Annotated in this window: 15 protein-coding genes; all 15 read left to right on the top strand. The window is 49.3% G+C overall.

Translation table 11 applies throughout. The annotated features are described in order from the left end of the window. The first annotated feature begins 20 nt into the window (after positions 1–20). The 15 genes from ACFQ0N_RS05360 to pduL all read left to right on the top strand — a co-directional run bounded on the left by ACFQ0N_RS05360 (position 21) and on the right by pduL (position 16,629). A complete protein-coding gene (locus ACFQ0N_RS05360) occupies positions 21–785 on the top strand; it encodes a DUF3388 domain-containing protein (protein ID WP_379323584.1) in 765 nt (254 codons plus the stop codon). Positions 786–802: 17 nt separating this feature from the next. Then, positions 803–1,696, top strand: a complete 894-nt coding sequence (locus ACFQ0N_RS05365; protein ID WP_379323586.1) for a helix-turn-helix domain-containing protein — start codon at positions 803–805, stop codon at positions 1,694–1,696. 36 nt (positions 1,697–1,732) lie between these two features. After that, on the top strand, positions 1,733–2,224 hold the full coding sequence (locus tag ACFQ0N_RS05370; protein ID WP_379323588.1) for a YajQ family cyclic di-GMP-binding protein: 492 nt from the start codon (positions 1,733–1,735) through the stop codon (positions 2,222–2,224). A gap of 219 nt (positions 2,225–2,443) precedes the next feature. Continuing rightward, a complete protein-coding gene (gene rimO, locus ACFQ0N_RS05375; protein WP_379323590.1) occupies positions 2,444–3,772 on the top strand; it encodes a 30S ribosomal protein S12 methylthiotransferase RimO in 1,329 nt (442 codons plus the stop codon). Continuing rightward, a complete protein-coding gene (gene pgsA, locus ACFQ0N_RS05380; RefSeq protein ID WP_379323593.1) occupies positions 3,769–4,347 on the top strand; it encodes a CDP-diacylglycerol--glycerol-3-phosphate 3-phosphatidyltransferase in 579 nt (192 codons plus the stop codon). The genes rimO and pgsA overlap by 4 nt, the downstream gene beginning before the upstream one ends. Positions 4,348–4,673: 326 nt before the next feature. After that, on the top strand, positions 4,674–5,930 hold the full coding sequence (locus ACFQ0N_RS05385; RefSeq protein ID WP_379323595.1) for a competence/damage-inducible protein A: 1,257 nt from the start codon (positions 4,674–4,676) through the stop codon (positions 5,928–5,930). A gap of 1,291 nt (positions 5,931–7,221) precedes the next feature. Beyond that, positions 7,222–8,292 (top strand): recombinase RecA, encoded by a 1,071-nt coding sequence (recA, locus tag ACFQ0N_RS05390; RefSeq protein WP_379323597.1) that lies wholly within the window; start codon positions 7,222–7,224, stop codon positions 8,290–8,292. Between the two features lie 78 nt (positions 8,293–8,370). Continuing rightward, positions 8,371–9,072, top strand: coding sequence for a RecX family transcriptional regulator (locus ACFQ0N_RS05395; protein ID WP_379323599.1), 702 nt, complete (start codon positions 8,371–8,373; stop codon positions 9,070–9,072). A 187-nt stretch (positions 9,073–9,259) separates the two neighbouring features. Next, positions 9,260–10,804, top strand: a complete 1,545-nt coding sequence (rny, locus tag ACFQ0N_RS05400) for a ribonuclease Y (protein WP_379323601.1) — start codon at positions 9,260–9,262, stop codon at positions 10,802–10,804. A gap of 70 nt (positions 10,805–10,874) precedes the next feature. Further along, on the top strand, positions 10,875–11,669 hold the full coding sequence (locus ACFQ0N_RS05405; RefSeq protein ID WP_379323603.1) for a TIGR00282 family metallophosphoesterase: 795 nt from the start codon (positions 10,875–10,877) through the stop codon (positions 11,667–11,669). A 136-nt stretch (positions 11,670–11,805) separates the two neighbouring features. Continuing rightward, positions 11,806–12,066: a stage V sporulation protein S gene (locus tag ACFQ0N_RS05410; RefSeq protein ID WP_006286829.1), complete on the top strand. Its 261-nt coding sequence runs from the start codon at positions 11,806–11,808 to the stop codon at positions 12,064–12,066. Positions 12,067–12,167: 101 nt separating this feature from the next. Then, entirely contained in the window at positions 12,168–13,109 is a 942-nt protein-coding gene (locus ACFQ0N_RS05415) for a dipeptidase (RefSeq protein ID WP_379323605.1), read from the top strand. Between the two features lie 193 nt (positions 13,110–13,302). Continuing rightward, positions 13,303–15,036, top strand: coding sequence for a 2-oxoacid:acceptor oxidoreductase subunit alpha (locus ACFQ0N_RS05420; RefSeq protein WP_379323607.1), 1,734 nt, complete (start codon positions 13,303–13,305; stop codon positions 15,034–15,036). Position 15,037: 1 nt separating this feature from the next. Next, on the top strand, positions 15,038–15,904 hold the full coding sequence (locus tag ACFQ0N_RS05425; RefSeq protein WP_379323609.1) for a 2-oxoacid:ferredoxin oxidoreductase subunit beta: 867 nt from the start codon (positions 15,038–15,040) through the stop codon (positions 15,902–15,904). A gap of 152 nt (positions 15,905–16,056) precedes the next feature. Continuing rightward, positions 16,057–16,629 carry a phosphate propanoyltransferase gene (gene pduL, locus ACFQ0N_RS05430; RefSeq protein ID WP_379323611.1) on the top strand — a complete coding sequence of 191 codons (573 nt, stop codon included), beginning with the start codon at positions 16,057–16,059 and terminating at the stop codon, positions 16,627–16,629. Positions 16,630–16,663: the final 34 nt, after the last annotated feature.

Below are 16,663 nucleotides of genomic sequence, written 5' to 3' on the forward strand. Positions count from 1 at the left end.
TTATTAGGGTGGTGTAGGCAATGGAAGTGAAACAATGGTACATGGAGTACCGTATACATAAAAATCGTCCCGGTTTGCTTGGGGATGTCGCCTCTTTGCTCGGTATGCTGGAAGTCAATATTGTGACGATCAACGGTGTTGAAAATCGCACGCGCGGCATGCTGCTCCAGACGAACGATGAAGAAAAGATTGAAATTTTAGGCAGAATGCTGCAAAAGGTTGATAATATTACCGTTACCAAGCTGCGTCCTCCCAAATTGGTGGATGTGCTTGCCGTGCGTCACGGGCGCTATATCGAACGTGATTCGGACGACCGCAAAACCTTCCGTTTCACACGCGATGAGCTCGGGTTGCTGGTTGACTTTCTGGGGGAAGTTTTCAAACGGGAGGGCAATCAGGTTATCGGTCTGCGCGGCATGCCCCGTGTAGGAAAGACGGAATCGATCATTGCTGGCAGCGTCTGCTCCAATAAGCGCTGGACTTTTGTTTCCTCTACATTGCTGAGACAGACAGTCCGCAGTCAATTGTCGCAGGAGGAGATGAATCCCAACAATATTTTCATTATCGATGGCATCGTTAGCACGATCCGCTCCAATGACAAGCACCATTCTTTATTGCAGGAAATTATGGCTCTGCCATCGACCAAGGTCATTGAACATCCCGATATTTTTGTGAAGGAGTCTGCATTTGATTACGGCACTTTTGATTATATTATTGAGCTGCGCAATACCCCTGAAGAGGAAATTAATTATGATTCCTTCACAACCGACTACAACGAATTTTAGCAAAAGGAGGGATAGACATGTCGGATTTGGGCGATTTGCTGCGTAAAGCAAGAGAGGAGTACGGATACTCTCTTGAGGATATTCAGGATTTAACGAAAATTCGCAAGCGTTATCTGGAAGCGATTGAGGAAGGGAACTACGCTGTGCTCCCAGGCAGCTTCTACGTGCGCGCCTTTGTTAAAAACTATGCGGAGAACGTCGGGCTTGATGCAGATGAAGTATTGAGGCTGTATCAGAAAGAAATACCGACCTCTGCTCCTGACCCGGTAGTTGAGACTGTCCAGCGTCCGCGCCGGTCGCAAAACCAACATTCCGACCGATGGAGCAAATGGGGCTTTAGGGCATTGATGTGGTCCTTCCTCATTTTAATTGTCGTCATCGTCTACATATTTGCGATTAATCGTCCGACGGGCGACGGGGCGGAAACATTGGACGGCGAACCGATTATTAATGAGAAAGAGCCGGCCGTCAAGGACAAAGATAAAAACAATACGCAAAAGGGCGGAGAGCAGGGGGCGAAACCGCCGGTCCAAAAGCCTGATCCCGATCCTACGCCCGAAACGCCGCAAACAAGGCTGACCTTTGTCAAATCGACAGGGAAGACCGATTATTATGTGCTTTCTCCCGGGAAGCATAAAATTGAACTCAAAACATCCGGGGGCGGAAGCTGGGTTGGCATAAGCGAGAAAGATAAGAACGGAGCCTATTTGCTGACCGATACGATGAAGGACGGTGCCACTGCAACGGTAGAGACTGAAGCGCCATTCTATATTAACATCGCGCGTGCGAACATCGTGACAGTGACGATTGATGGCATTGTGCTTGAAGATGGCGATAAAGAAAGTACAAAAAAATTCCAGGTTGACCCGGAGCCTGAGACTCCGAGCGGCCAGCAGCAAGCAACGAATTAGTGCCTGGCGCAGTAGGGAGAGGGAGGAGAAATAAACATGAGTTCTGAAAATTCATTTGATATTGTATCCAAAGTAGATATGCAGGAATTGTCCAATGCAATCACGCAGGCGGAACGCGAGATTGAGAACCGCTTTGATTTTAAGGGCAGCAAGAGCAGCATTGATTTGGAGAAAGATGAGCTCGTCGTTGTCTCCGATGATGAATATAAGCTGAAAGCGGTCATCGATGTGCTGCAATCGAAGATGATCAAACGCGGTGTGCCGATCAAAAACTTGGAATATGGCAAAATTGATCCTGCCTCCTCGAAGACCGTCAGACAGCGCATTCGCTTAAAGCAAGGGATCGAGCAGGATATAGCCAAAAAAATCAACATCCTGATTCGCGACTCGAAGCTGAAAGTAAAAAGTCAGATTCAAGGCGATTCAATTCGCGTTTCAGGGAAAAGCAAAGACGATTTGCAAGCGGTAATGACGATGCTGCGCGGCGCAGATCTGCAAATCGATTTGCAATTTTCAAATTATCGCTAACTGCTTGGATTATGAAACGTACAGCTAAGGTCCCTCTTTCCGGCTTTGCCCGGAAGGCAGGGACATTTTGTTTGTGGTCCTCACCTAGGCTATTTTTTGCAGGAAGAAGGCAAATGTTCACAATAAGCAAGGCTAAAGCAGGCTCTTCATATTTTGACACCGCAATCCGGCATGTATTATACTTGGTAAGATAGCTTTACGGAGGAGATCAAGGGGACCATGACAGAACGAGTTAAAGTTTTAACGCTAGGTTGCGAGAAAAATTTGGTCGATTCGGAAATCATGTCCGGATTGATCGATGAGCGCGGTTACCGGCTTGTTGACCAAGCTGACGATGCGACAGTCATCATCGTCAATACGTGCGGTTTTATTGACGCTGCCAAGGAAGAGTCGGTTAATACGATATTGGACATGGCTGAATTTAAGCAAACCGGACGCTTGAAAGCGTTAATCGTATCCGGCTGCCTGACCCAACGCTACAAGCAACAGCTAATGGAAGAGATGCCGGAGATCGACGGGATCGTAGGCACTGGCGATTTTCATCATATTGTAGATATTGTTGAGGAAGCGCTCCATGGCAAGAAGCCAATCAAGGTAGGCAACCCTGTATTTGACTATGAGCAAAAGCTGCCTCGGCTGGTGACTACACCGCGATATACGGCGCATGTGAAAATTGCTGAAGGCTGTGATAACGCCTGCACTTTCTGTTCGATTCCGATTATGCGCGGCAAGTTCCGCAGCCGCTCGATTGAATCGATCGTAGATGAGGTGCGGACATTGTCAGCACAAGGGGTGCGCGAGATCAGCCTTATTGCACAGGATTCCACGAACTATGGGACAGATCTGTATGACAAATTTATGCTGCCCGAGTTATTGAACCGCGTCAGCGAGGTTGAAGGAATCGTATGGGTGCGGCTTCATTATGCTTACCCGGGCTTCTTCACCGATGAACTGATTGAGACCATAGCCACGAATCCTAAAGTATGCAAATATGTCGACATGCCGCTGCAGCATAGCGAGGATTCAATCCTGAAGCGGATGCGGCGCCCTGGCCGCCAGCGCGATGCACGCGAGCTGATCGCGAAAATTCGCGCGCGTATTCCCGATGTTGCCCTGCGCACATCGATTATTGTCGGTTTTCCGGGAGAGACCGAGGAGGATTTCGAGCGGCTGTGCGAGTTTGTGCGTGAAATGAAATTCGATCGTCTGGGCGTATTTACTTACTCCAGCGAGGAGGATACGCCGGCCGTACGCTTGCCGAACCATATTTCCGATGAGGTCAAGGAATGGCGCTCCAACACATTGATGGAGATTCAGCGTGAAGTTTCGAAGCATAACAGCGGCAAATATATCGGCCGCGAAATCGATGTTTTGGTAGAGCGTTACGATGGCCGCAGCGATGTGTACATCGGCCGCTCCGAGTATGACGCGCCCGAAATCGACGGAGAAGTATATATTTCCAATTGTAAGGCGTCCATCGGTGAAATTCAGAAGGTGCGTATTACGCACGCCTATGAGTTCGATATGTCCGGGGAGGGGCTATTGTGAATCTAGCCAACCGAATTACGCTTGCCCGTATTTTTTTGGTTCCAATCATTGTTTTCTTGTTACTGATTAATGTTGAGATCCAGCCTTTGACATTTGCTGATTTTTCAATTACTTGGAATCAGATTTTGGCGGCGCTCATTTTTATTATCGCAGCTAGTACGGACGGGCTGGATGGCTATATTGCCCGTAAGAACAAAATTGTCACAAATCTCGGCAAGTTGCTTGACCCGCTGGCAGACAAGCTGCTGGTCGCTGCCGTGCTCATCTCATTGGTGGAAATGAACAAGGTCGATGCCTTGATCGTTATTATTATAATCAGCCGGGAATTTGCAGTAACCGGCCTGCGCCAAATCGCTCTGCTTGAAGGCAAAGTGGTGGCAGCGTCAGCATGGGGGAAATGGAAAACAGCTGTGCAAATTACGATGATTATCGCATTGCTGCTGAACAATTTTCCGTTTGCATTTTTCGACATTAGTTTTGATGTGATCGTCAGCTGGCTGGCTGCGATTATAACATTATATTCGGGTGTCGATTACTTTATCAAAAATAAAGACCTTATTCCTTTAACGGAATAAAGCGATAGCTGAGAAGCATTTGACGGGAAAACCTCTGAATCCATTGCTTGTAATGGAGGCTGAGGTTTTTTCGAAATATGAGAAAAACTTCTATCGAAGTCATTCGAGGATGAGCGACCGCGTTTAAAGGTAGTTTTTATCGCCAATAAGAATTTGTTTTTCCGCACAGCCTGGAAACTTATAAAATTCTTATGTGGTAAAACGGCTGACGCCGTCCTTGGCGCTATCGCCAAGTTTCTGCTATGAGTAAAAAAGCGAAGAGGGCTGCGCTCAGCTTATTGCTTGAATGGGGCGGGGACTAAATTTGGTATGGGAGTGGTTGTATTATGCGTGCTGAAATTATTGCGGTCGGAACGGAGCTATTGTTGGGACAAATCGTCAACACCAATGCAATCTATTTATCGCAAAAATTAGCCGATTTAGGGATTGATGTGTACTTTCAGACCGTAGTCGGCGACAATGCTGCACGTATCCGGCTCGCGATCGAGACGGCGCGCACGCGAGCCGACCTGCTGCTGTTTACTGGCGGACTTGGGCCGACGCAGGATGATTTGACTAAGGATGCACTGGCGGAATACCTGGGGCGGGACTTGCTTATTCATCAGCCGTCGATGGACAAGATTGAAGCGATGTTTGCGGCCAGAGGCGTACATATGGTTGAAAGCAATCGCCGGCAGGCGCTCATGCTTCAAGGCAGCGAGCCGTTATTTAACGAGGCGGGCCTTGCGGTCGGCAATGCACTAACGGTAGACGGAACGCATTACTTGCTGCTGCCGGGACCGCCCCGCGAAATGCGCACAATGTTTGACGGCCCCGCGGCCGCTTGGCTCAGGAAGCTATCCGGTGAACAGAAGAAGCTTTACTCCCGCACCTTGAAGTTTGCCGGAATCGGCGAATCGAATCTGGAACAGGAGCTGCTTGATTTGATTGAGGCGCAGTCCGATCCGACGATTGCTCCATATGCCAAGGAAGGGGAGGTAGCTATACGCCTATCCACCAAGGCAGCGGACGAAAAGGAGGCTGCTTTGCGTCTCGACCTGACTGAGGAGCAAATCAGGGCAAGAACGGGTCAATATATGTATGCGGCTGAGGATATACCGCTCGAGGAAGCGGTTGTTCGTCTGCTGCGGGCAAAGGGGCTAAAGATGTCGACAGCCGAAAGCTGCACCGGAGGACTGCTGGCGGAGCTGATTACGACTGTTCCCGGCAGCAGCGGGGAATTTAAGGGCGCTGTCGTGACATATACGAATGAAATGAAGCACGAGCTGCTCGGCATTCCGCTTTCGCAGCTGGAGGGGGCGGACGCTCCCGGCGCGATCAGTGAATCGACAGCGGCGCTGATGGCAGAACGTGTGCGTGAGCGGGCGAAGAGCGACTACGGCATTTCGCTGACGGGAGTAGCCGGGCCGGCGGAGTCGGAAGGTAAGCCTGTAGGCCTGGTTTATTGCGGAATTGCGCGCAATGGCAGGCCAACTGCAGTGTATACGATGCAGTTGAGCGGCAGCCGCAGCATCATTCGTCAGCGTGCAGCCAAAGCGGCGCTGTATAGGCTGTGGCAGGAATTGAACGGTTTGAAGGGATAACACTGTTCTGGAAGAGGCAGAGCCTCCCTGCTGGGCTGCTGGACGGCTTTAAATGCAAAAAAAGCTTGTCTTGTCCGTTATTATCAACTATAATTGTAGCTAGTTGACGGAAGAACCGTGGCGAAGAGTACTTTGCTGCGGTTTTTTTTGATTTTATAGAATTTATAAGTTTTTCACTCGGTAAATTCTATAAAATTTCAGGGGAAGAAACTTGCCTCGCGCCAAGGACGGCGTCAGCCGTTTCTTCTTATCCAATCGATACTTAAAAACACAAGTGCAGTGCCCCTGAAGGATGTAAATAGGCATTTTGCTATTCATTGCTTGCGTTGACGCGGAATCAAACGAGCAGCTGCTGCACACCACAGCGAAAAAAGGCAACTCCAACCTGGCGGTGTCCCGATTTTTGGGACAAAGATGACTAAAGGGATTTCATGCAGCTAGTTTGCTTTTTTTTACCCGAAAAAAAGAAAACTAAAGGGAAAACATCCATCTATTTTGGGTGAAAAGGCGGTATCGGGTAGAAATCATCCATTGTAAATGCAGTTTTTCCGGTTAGTTTAATCCCTGTCAGCATTTTGCTTGCATTTAACTGCACAAAACCCAGTTAGACGTTCATACTGCTCTCGCGGCGCAATCAGAGGAATGAGGATAGTTCCATTTTCGGGATAGATTGTTAGCATGAGGTCGCCCGGATTTTTGACGTGACGCTGGCTGGGCGAGGGTACTTGGCTGCTTATTGGCTGGCTGGATGGCCTGGCGATATTGGGCGATGGGAGTCGGCGAGAGGCAAAATGCTGCACAAAATGCAACATTCGCGCTGGGATTCTGCCGAAACACCATAAATGTTGTACGTTCTGCAACAAACGTCACCCTTTCGCCTGGCTGGTGGAGCAGATTGTTGCATTTCGTGCAATAATTCGGGAGAATACTCGCTTTTGAGCGGGGATTTGTTGTATACGCTGCAACATTCTTCTTCTAGTGCCGCGGACTGAAAGGGCGATGGCGCTTGGCTTGTTGGTTGGCAGGATGACTGCACATCCAGCCATGCCGCTGAAGTGCTTTTGCTGCCGGGTTCGCCTTCTGCCGCCGCCCGGACGGGCCCTGGCTCTGCTCTGGTGTGGACGCGGCCAGTGCCTTCGCAGAACCGACCCGCTCTTCCCCGTCGGCCGCGCCAAAGATGGCGTCAACTAGAGCTTCAGAAAAAAACAAGAATATATGTTCGCAAAAACTCTTGTCAACATGAGGAAAAGGATGTATCATAAAACTATAAATGATGAAGGATGTGAGTGCGTTGTCAGATCGTCGCGCAGCTCTCGAGATGGCGCTACGCCAAATCGAGAAACAATTTGGTAAAGGTTCTATTATGAAATTAGGCGAGTCCGCAAACATGCAGGTGGAAACGGTATCCAGCGGCGCGCTCGCTTTAGATATCGCGCTTGGAATCGGCGGTTTTCCAAGAGGAAGAATTATCGAGATTTACGGGCCGGAGTCCTCAGGTAAAACTACAGTGGCGCTGCACGCGATCTCTGAGGTTCAGCGTGTGGGCGGACAAGCTGCCTTTATCGATGCAGAGCACGCGCTTGATCCGAGCTATGCCAGCAAGCTGGGCGTCAACATTGATGAATTGCTGCTGTCCCAGCCGGATACCGGTGAGCAAGCTCTGGAAATTGCCGAGGCGCTTGTACGCAGCGGTGCAGTTGATGTTATCGTCATTGACTCCGTCGCAGCGCTTGTGCCGAAAGCAGAGATCGAAGGCGAGATGGGCGACTCTCATGTTGGTTTGCAGGCGCGCCTGATGTCACAGGCATTGCGCAAGCTGTCCGGTGCGATCAGCAAATCGAAGACGATCGCTATCTTTATTAACCAGCTTCGCGAGAAGGTGGGCGTAATGTTCGGCAACCCGGAGACGACGCCTGGCGGACGCGCCTTGAAATTCTACTCCAGCGTAAGACTTGATGTGCGCCGTGTCGAGACGATCAAGCAAGGCAACGATATGGTCGGTAATCGTACCCGGATCAAGGTTGTCAAGAACAAGATGGCGCCTCCGTTCAAGCAGGCAGAGGTAGATATTATGTACGGTGAAGGCATTTCGAAGGAAGGCAGCATTGTCGATATCGGCGTTGAGATGGATATTGTACAGAAGAGCGGCGCCTGGTTCTCTTATGATGGAGAGCGGCTTGGTCAGGGCCGTGAGAATGCCAAGCAATTTTTGAAGGATCATGTGGAGATTAGCGCAACAATCGAGAATCGGATCCGCGAAGCCAGCAACCTGGCTGTCTCGGCAGCTATTAAGAACGGCGCCCAAGTGAGCGGCGACGATGATGATGATGAATTTGAATTAGAGCTGGGTACGAATGAATAAATAATATCAATCATTACTATAGAAGCACCTATTCAGGTGCTTCTATCTGTTTGTGGTGAAAATCGGGGAGGCGTGTTGGTGACGGAAGGCAAAGCTTCAAGCGCGGAAGCGATCGTGCAGATTACGAAAGTTGAGTATGACCGCAAGGAAAAGCATCGTTACCGGATTTATGTCAATAATGAACATATAGAGCCATTACTTTCGGTTCATGAAGATGTGATGATTAAGTTCAGACTGTTAAAGGGGCGGGAAATTCAGCGGGAGGAGCTGCGGCAAATCGCTGAGGAAGATACAGTGCATCGGGCCTATGCGCTGTCCCTGGCTTACTTGGGCGCGCGGCCGCGTACGAATCAGGAGATTGCCCGTTATTTGGCCCGTAAAGGAATAGAGGAACAAGCAATCAAGCTGGCGATCCGCCGGCTGGAGCAGGAACGGCTGCTTGATGACACTTCGTACGCGAGCCGATTTGCAGCGGAGCGGCTGCGCAATCAGAAAAAAGGGCGCAGGCTGCTGGAGCAGGAGCTTACAATGCGCGGTATAGCAAAAGAAACAGCGAGAGAGGCGACCGCTCAGCTGGATGAAGAAGAGGAATTGGAAATTGCCGTTCAGACTGCATGTAAAAAATGGCCTAAAGTAAAAGGGGAGCAACTTGAACGCAAACGCAAGCTGGCGGCCTTTTTAATGCGCAGAGGCTTTCCGGGAAATGTAGTGAAAAGGGCGATTCAGGCGGCAATCGAAAACGAGGTAAATGATGAAGAACGTCATATGCTTGACAATTGAATTTCACAAAAGCTAAAATGATTCTATGTTCATCTATTTTTAGAATCGATTTTCCTTCCAAAAATTGATTCGAGCCGATTATTTTCGTCAAAACTTGTGAGTTATGGAAATCGGGTTAATTACCGGCTGAAAACCAAATAATATCCCAAGCGTTTGCCTTGGTGAGTGCAACGAGGAGGTGAGAAAGATGATGGATTGGTACATCTGGCTCCCGATCACTCTCCTTGTTGGCTTGATTTTCTTTGGGCTAGGCTATTTTATTCGAAAGTCGATCGCCGAGGCCAAGATTTCAAGCGCTGAGCAAGCCGCGAGTCAAATTGTTGACAACGCGAAGAAAGAAGCAGACGCGCTGAAGAAAGAAACGGTTCTCGAAGCGAAAGACGAAGTCCACAAGCTCCGTACCGAGGCCGAGAGAGACATTCGTGAACGTCGTAATGAGGTACAGCGTCTTGAGAGACGACTGGTTCAGAAAGAAGAGTCGTTGGATAAGAAGATAGAACTGCTGGAACGCAAAGAAGAACAAGTGGCCAACAAAGAGAAACGGATCGAAGAAACACAAGACCAGATCGACTCCCTGTACAAGCAGCAACTGAGCGAGCTTGAGCGCATCTCCAACTTAACGATGGAGGAAGCGAAGCAAGTCATACTGCAAAGTGTGGAGCAGGAAGTTAGACATGAAACGGCCCAAATGATCAAAGAGATCGAACAGCAGGCAAAAGAAGAAGCAGATAAAAAGGCTAGAGACATCATCTCGCTGGCCATTCAGCGGTGTGCAGCGGACCATGTGGCGGAAACGACCGTGTCTGTAGTTTCGTTGCCTAACGAGGAAATGAAAGGCCGTATTATCGGCCGTGAAGGTCGTAATATACGCGCATTAGAAACGTTGACTGGTATCGATCTTATTATCGACGATACACCGGAAGCGGTCATCTTGTCTGGATTCGATCCAATTCGGCGTGAAATTGCCCGTACATCATTGGAGAAATTAGTAGCAGATGGGCGGATTCATCCGGCGCGAATCGAAGAAATGGTCGAGAAATCACGTAGAGAAGTGGATGAACGTATTCGTGAATATGGTGAGCAAGCGACTTTCGAAGTCGGGGTACACGGACTTCATCCAGATTTAATCAAGATTTTAGGCCGTTTGAAATATCGGACGAGCTACGGTCAGAACGTACTGAAGCATTCGATGGAAGTGGCATATTTAACCGGTTTAATGGCTGCCGAGCTGGGTGAGGATATAACGCTTGCCAAACGCTCCGGATTGCTCCATGATATCGGTAAAGCGCTTGATCACGAGGTGGAAGGTTCCCATGTCGAGATCGGCGTAGAATTAGCCAAGAAGTATAAAGAGCATCCAGTTGTTATTAACAGTATTGCATCCCATCATGGCGATTGTGAAGCGACATCTGTTATTGCGATGCTGGTTGGCGCTGCTGATGCATTGTCTGCCGCACGCCCGGGAGCGAGAAGAGAGACGCTCGAGACCTATATTAAACGTCTGGAAAAGCTGGAGAGTATAACCGAGTCATTCGAAGGTGTAGAAAAATCCTATGCTATACAAGCCGGACGAGAAGTGCGTGTCATGGTACAGCCGGAAAAAATCGATGATACGGAAGCGTTCCGTCTCGCAAGGGATATTACGAAAAAAATCGAGAATGAACTCGATTACCCGGGACATATTAAGATTACCGTCATACGGGAAACCCGTGCAGTAGAGTACGCTAAATAATGAATCAGTACGAACTCGAGAAGTGGCTGCAGCTTGCAGCCACTTTTCTGATCGTTAGAGAGGATAGAGCATGAAGGTATTATTTATTGGAGACATTGTCGGCAGCGTAGGCCGGGCGGCGGTCAAGAAGGTGCTGCCGGCGCTGCAAAGCAAGTTTAATCCGCATATTGTCATTGCGAATGGTGAAAATGCCGCGGCAGGGAGAGGCATTACAGCCAATATTGTAAAAGAGCTTTTGGAGTTGGGCGTACATGGCATTACGATGGGAAATCATACGTGGGACAACAAAGATATTTTCGAGTGGATCGATGATGAACCGCGTATTGTCAGACCGGCAAATTTTTCTGCGGAGGCGCCGGGGCAGGGCGGCACTGTCATTAAAGCGAACGGAAAAGAGCTGGGGATTATTAGTGTGCAAGGAAGAACCTTTTTGCCGCCGATTGATTGCCCGTTCCGCATTGCGGATGAATGGATCGAGAAGCTGCGGGGCAAAACCAAGTGCATACTGGTCGATTTCCACGCGGAAGCCACGTCCGAAAAAATCGCCATGGGCTGGCATTTGGATGGCAAGGCATCAATTGTCGTCGGGACGCATACACATGTACAGACCAACGATGATACGATTTTGCCTCATGGCACTGCGTATTTAACAGATGTGGGAATGTGCGGGTCCAAAGAAGGCGTGCTCGGCATGGAGCGGACGGCTGTGCTCTACAAATTCAAAACCCAGCTGCCGGCAAGATTCGTCGTCGATGAAGGCGCCTGGCATTTTCATGCTTTACTTGTCGATATCGATGAGTCGACCGGCAAAGCGAAGCAAACGACCAAAATTAGAATGACGGAAACAGATCTGCTTATGATGTAGCGCTGAACTATTAAAAAATTCACACAATTCGGAAAGATCTTAAAACTGCTTGTAAAAAAGAAGGAATTTTATGAGCCCTCTCGAATACTATCTAGTATAGTGGTAACCATCCATCATTCCCGAGGAGGTACTTTCCATGGAAGTTTTAAAAGTTTCAGCAAAATCCAATCCAAATTCCGTTGCAGGGGCGCTTGCTGGCGTTCTTCGTGAACGTGGTGCAGCAGAATTGCAGGCGATCGGGGCTGGTGCGTTGAACCAAGCGATTAAAGCAGTGGCAATTGCTCGTGGATTCGTAGCGCCAAGCGGGGTGGATTTGATTTGCATCCCTGCTTTTACGGATATCGTTATTGATGGAGAAGACCGGACGGCAATCAAGCTGATTGTTGAGCCGCGATAAGAAGCGACAGATGACATTGTGAATATTAAACCTGTTTACACTGTAGGCAGGTTTTTTTATATGTCAGTTGCTGTCAGAATGATATGGAGGCTGATGTACCGATGATAAGAACAGTCGATTTTCATTGCGACGCTTTATACAAGCTGCTTACTTACAGTGATCTGGAGTTTACCGGGGACAATAGCAATCGTCTCGATGTTACGCTGCCCAGATTAAAAGAGGCCCGTGCATTGCTGCAGACCTTTGCGATCTTTATTCCTGACAAGCTTGGCAAGACGATGGAGCCGATTTTGGAAAGCATCGATCTGTTTCAACGGAAGGTGCTTGCCAGTGATGAAATGATGTTTATCCGCACGGCGGCAGATTTAAAAGAACTGCAGCAAAACGGGAAAATCGGCGCTCTGCTTTCACTAGAAGGAGCGGACGGGCTGCAGGGCAATATGGCGATGCTGCGCATTCTATTTGCTTTAGGTGTAAGGGCGCTTGGTCTTACATGGAATAATGCCAATTGGGGGGCAGACGGGGCGATGGAGCCGCGTAAAGGCGGTCTGACAGGCAAAGGGGTTGAACTCGTTAAGGAATGCAACCGTTTAGGCATTATTTTAGATGTGTCCCATTTGAGTGAACGGTCGTTTTGGGATATGGTGGATAAGACGACCAAACCGCTGATCGCTTCTCATTCCAATGCGCAAGCGCTTTGCAATCATCCGCGGAATTTGACTGACGAGCAGCTGCGGGAGCTAATCGCAATGGATGGGTTAATTGGAGTAACTTTTGTGCCATACTTTGTGGCTGACCAAGAAACGGTAACTGTCGATGATGTGGTAAGACATGTAGAGTATATATGTGAGCTGGGCGGGGAAAAGAACTTGATGTTCGGCTCGGATTTTGATGGAATAGACCAATATGTGAATAAGTTGTGTCATCCTGGGGAAGTAGCTAATCTGATGGAAGCGCTGCATAAAAAATACAGCTCCGAGCAGTTGGAAAGCTTCTTTTCCGGAAATGCAATGCGATTTTTGGAAACGAATTTGCCGCACTAAATTATGCGATAAATTCGATCTCTTTCTGATATGAATTCGATCTAAAACGGCTATGCTTATATTTGAGGTTTATTTCTTGCTTTTTAAGAAGTGCATATCTTACACTTTACTTGATTGTTGAAAATTATTTTCATTTAATTTTCGCTGACTATTGAATGTGATGGCATGTTCATCAAAAGAGGAGATGTTGATTTTGATCAGTCAATTGTCTTGGAAGATTGGGGGACAACAAGGGGAAGGGGTTGAAAGTACAGATCGTATTTTTTCAACCGCACTGAACCGGCTGGGCTATTATTTGTACGGATATCGCCACTTCTCTTCTCGTATTAAGGGTGGTCATACGAATAACAAAATTCGTATAAGCACAGAGCCGATTCGCGCTGTGTCGGATGATTTGGATATTTTGGTGGCTTTTGATCAGGAAAGTATAGATGTGAATACACATGAGCTTCGTGCAGGTGGCGTTGTCGTTGCCGACGCGAAATTCAACCCCGTATTGCCCGATGGCGTAGATGGCAGACTGTTTGCTGTGCCGATTACGGCGATTGCTGAAGAGCTCGGTACATCGCTGATGAAAAATATGGTGGCGTCCGGTGCTTCCTGGGCGCTCTTAGGACTGCCTCTGGAAGTATTTAATAAAGCGGTTGAAGAAGAGTTTGGCCGGAAGGGGCCTGCTATTGTTGAAAAAAACATTGAAGCGGTCAAACGCGGCGCGCAGTATGTGCTTGATTTGGCAGGCGGGCCAATCGATGAGTTTAAACTGGGTGAAGCGGACGGCAAGCAGAAGCTGTTCATGATCGGCAATGAGGCGATCGGACTGGGATCGATCGCGGCAGGATGCCGTCTAATGTCCGCATATCCGATTACGCCAGCCTCGGAAATTATGGAATATTTGATTAAGAAGCTTCCGCAATTCGGCGGTACTGTTGTTCAGACCGAGGATGAAATTGCCGCGGTAACGATGGCAATTGGCGCCAACTATGCCGGCGTTCGCACGATGACTGCTTCGGCCGGACCTGGCCTTTCATTGATGATGGAGGCAATTGGACTTGCAGGTATGACAGAGACGCCGCTCGTTATCATTGACACGCAGCGCGGCGGCCCGTCGACCGGCCTGCCGACCAAGCAGGAGCAATCGGACTTGAATGCAATGGTCTATGGCACACATGGCGAAATTCCGAAGATCGTCATCGCTCCGGCCTCTATTGAAGATTGCTTCTACGATACGATTGAGGCGTTCAATCTGGCTGAGCAGTATCAGGTGCCGGTCATTTTGATGACTGATTTGCAGCTGTCGCTAGGCAAGCAATCCTGCGAGCCGCTTGATTTGAATGCAGTGCCAATCAATCGCGGCAAGCTGGTGCGCGAATTGCCTGAACTGCCGCAAAATGAGCTGTTCAAGCGTTATGAGCTGACCGAGGATCATATTTCGCCTCGCGTGCTGCCGGGCGACAAGTACGGTCTGCATCATGTTACCGGCGTTGAGCACGATGAGACTGGCCGTCCTTCGGAAAATGCGCTTAACCGCAAGCGAATGATGGATAAGCGTCTGTCCAAGCTGAAAGGCCTGACGATTCGCGATGCGGTGCGAATCGATGCGCCGTATGAAGCGGCGGATGCGCTTATTATCGGCATGGGCTCGACTGGCGGTACGATTGATGAAGCGCGCGGGCGTCTTGCGGCGGACGGTCTGAAGGCGAATCATATTACGATCCGTCAGATTCATCCGTTCCCGGCAGAAATTGTGAAGGCCGAGTTGGCGAAGGCTAACAAAGTGATTGTACTGGAAAATAATGCAACAGGTCAGCTTGCTGCGCAAGTGAAACTGTATGCGGGCAGCGCGGAAAAAATTGAGAGCGTGCTTAAATACGACGGTAATCCGTTCCTTCCTTCGGAAGTGTACAATGCTTGCAAGGAGCTGATCTAACATGGCAACATTTAAAGAATTTCGCAACAATGTAAAGCCTAACTGGTGTCCGGGATGCGGAGATTTTTCGATCCAGGCGGCCATTCAGCGGGCAGCAGCGAACAGCGGCCTGGAGCCGGAAGGGTTGGCGGTTATTTCCGGAATCGGCTGTTCGGGACGTATTTCCGGTTATATTAATGCTTACGGTCTGCACGGCATACATGGCCGCGCGCTGCCGATTGCTCAAGGCGTCAAGCTGGCCAACCGCGAGCTGACGGTGATCGCCTCAGGCGGCGACGGCGACGGCTTTGCGATCGGGATGGGACATACGGTGCATGCCATTCGCCGCAATCTGGACATTACGTACATTGTAATGGACAATCAAATCTACGGTTTGACTAAAGGGCAAACCTCGCCGCGCAGCGCTGAAGGCTTCAAGACGAAATCGACGCCGGAGGGCTCGATCGAGTCGACGCTGTCGCCGCTCGAAATTGCAATGTCGGCAGGCGCTACCTTTGTGGCGCAGTCGTTCTCCAGCGATCTGAAGCAGCTGACTGCGCTGATTGAAGCGGGACTGAAACATAAAGGTTTCTCGCTCATTAATGTGTTCAGCCCATGCGTTACCTTCAACAAGGTCAATACGTATGACTGGTTTAAAGAAAACATCGTCAATCTGGATCAATTCCCGGATTACGATCCGGCGAATCGAATGGCGGCCATGAATAAAATTATGGAGACGAACGGTCTTCTTACAGGTCTTATCTATCAAAACAGCGAACGCAAATGTTATGAGGATATGATCAAGGGCTTCCAGGAACAAGGCCTGGCAAATCAAGATATCTCATTGTCGGCAGAGCAATTCGACAAGCTGATGGCTGAATTCAAATAATAACTGAACCTTGCAGAAGGGCATACGGTGCCAAAGCGCCGTATGCCCTTTTGGTACATCCGGAAAAGAAAATTCGTCAAAAAGGTGTCGCTGGCAATGCGGGCCTGATCTGGAGTAAGATAGAGGCATGAGAGAATGAGAGGATGGGAGTTATGAGTAAAATCGTACCAGTAGGCGTATCGGCAAGACATATTCATTTGTCGCAGCAGCATGTGGAGCAATTGTTTGGAGCGGGAGCCGCTTTGACGGAGATGAAGCCGCTTAGCCAGCCGGGACAGTTCGCAGCGAACGAAACGGTTGAAGTGATCGGGCCCAAAGGCAGCTTTCCCAAGGTTCGCATACTTGGTCCTGCCCGCAAGCGGACTCAGCTTGAAATCTCCAGAACAGATGCGTTTGCCATTGGCGTCAACCCGCCGGTTCGGGAATCGGGAGATATCGCCGGAACGCCGGGCATTACGATCAAAGGGCCTGCTGGGGAAGTCACTTTGGACGAAGGGGTTATCGTCGCAGCGCGCCATATTCATTTTCATACAGATGATGCGAATAAATGGGGCATTGCCGATAAGCAAAAGCTGAAGGTGCGGCTGTCAGGCGAGCGCGGCCTTATTTTGGACAATGTGATAGCGCGCGTATCGCCGGAATTTGCCATGGATATGCATATCGATACCGACGAGGCCAATGCGGCAGGGGCCAAGACAGGCGATCATGCAGAAATTATCGACTAGCGAATCGTGGATAACCGTTTCATAAAATGATATA

The organism is Paenibacillus sp. GCM10027626 (assembly GCF_042676285.1).
Taxonomy (GTDB): Bacteria; Bacillota; Bacilli; order Paenibacillales; family Paenibacillaceae; genus Paenibacillus_Z.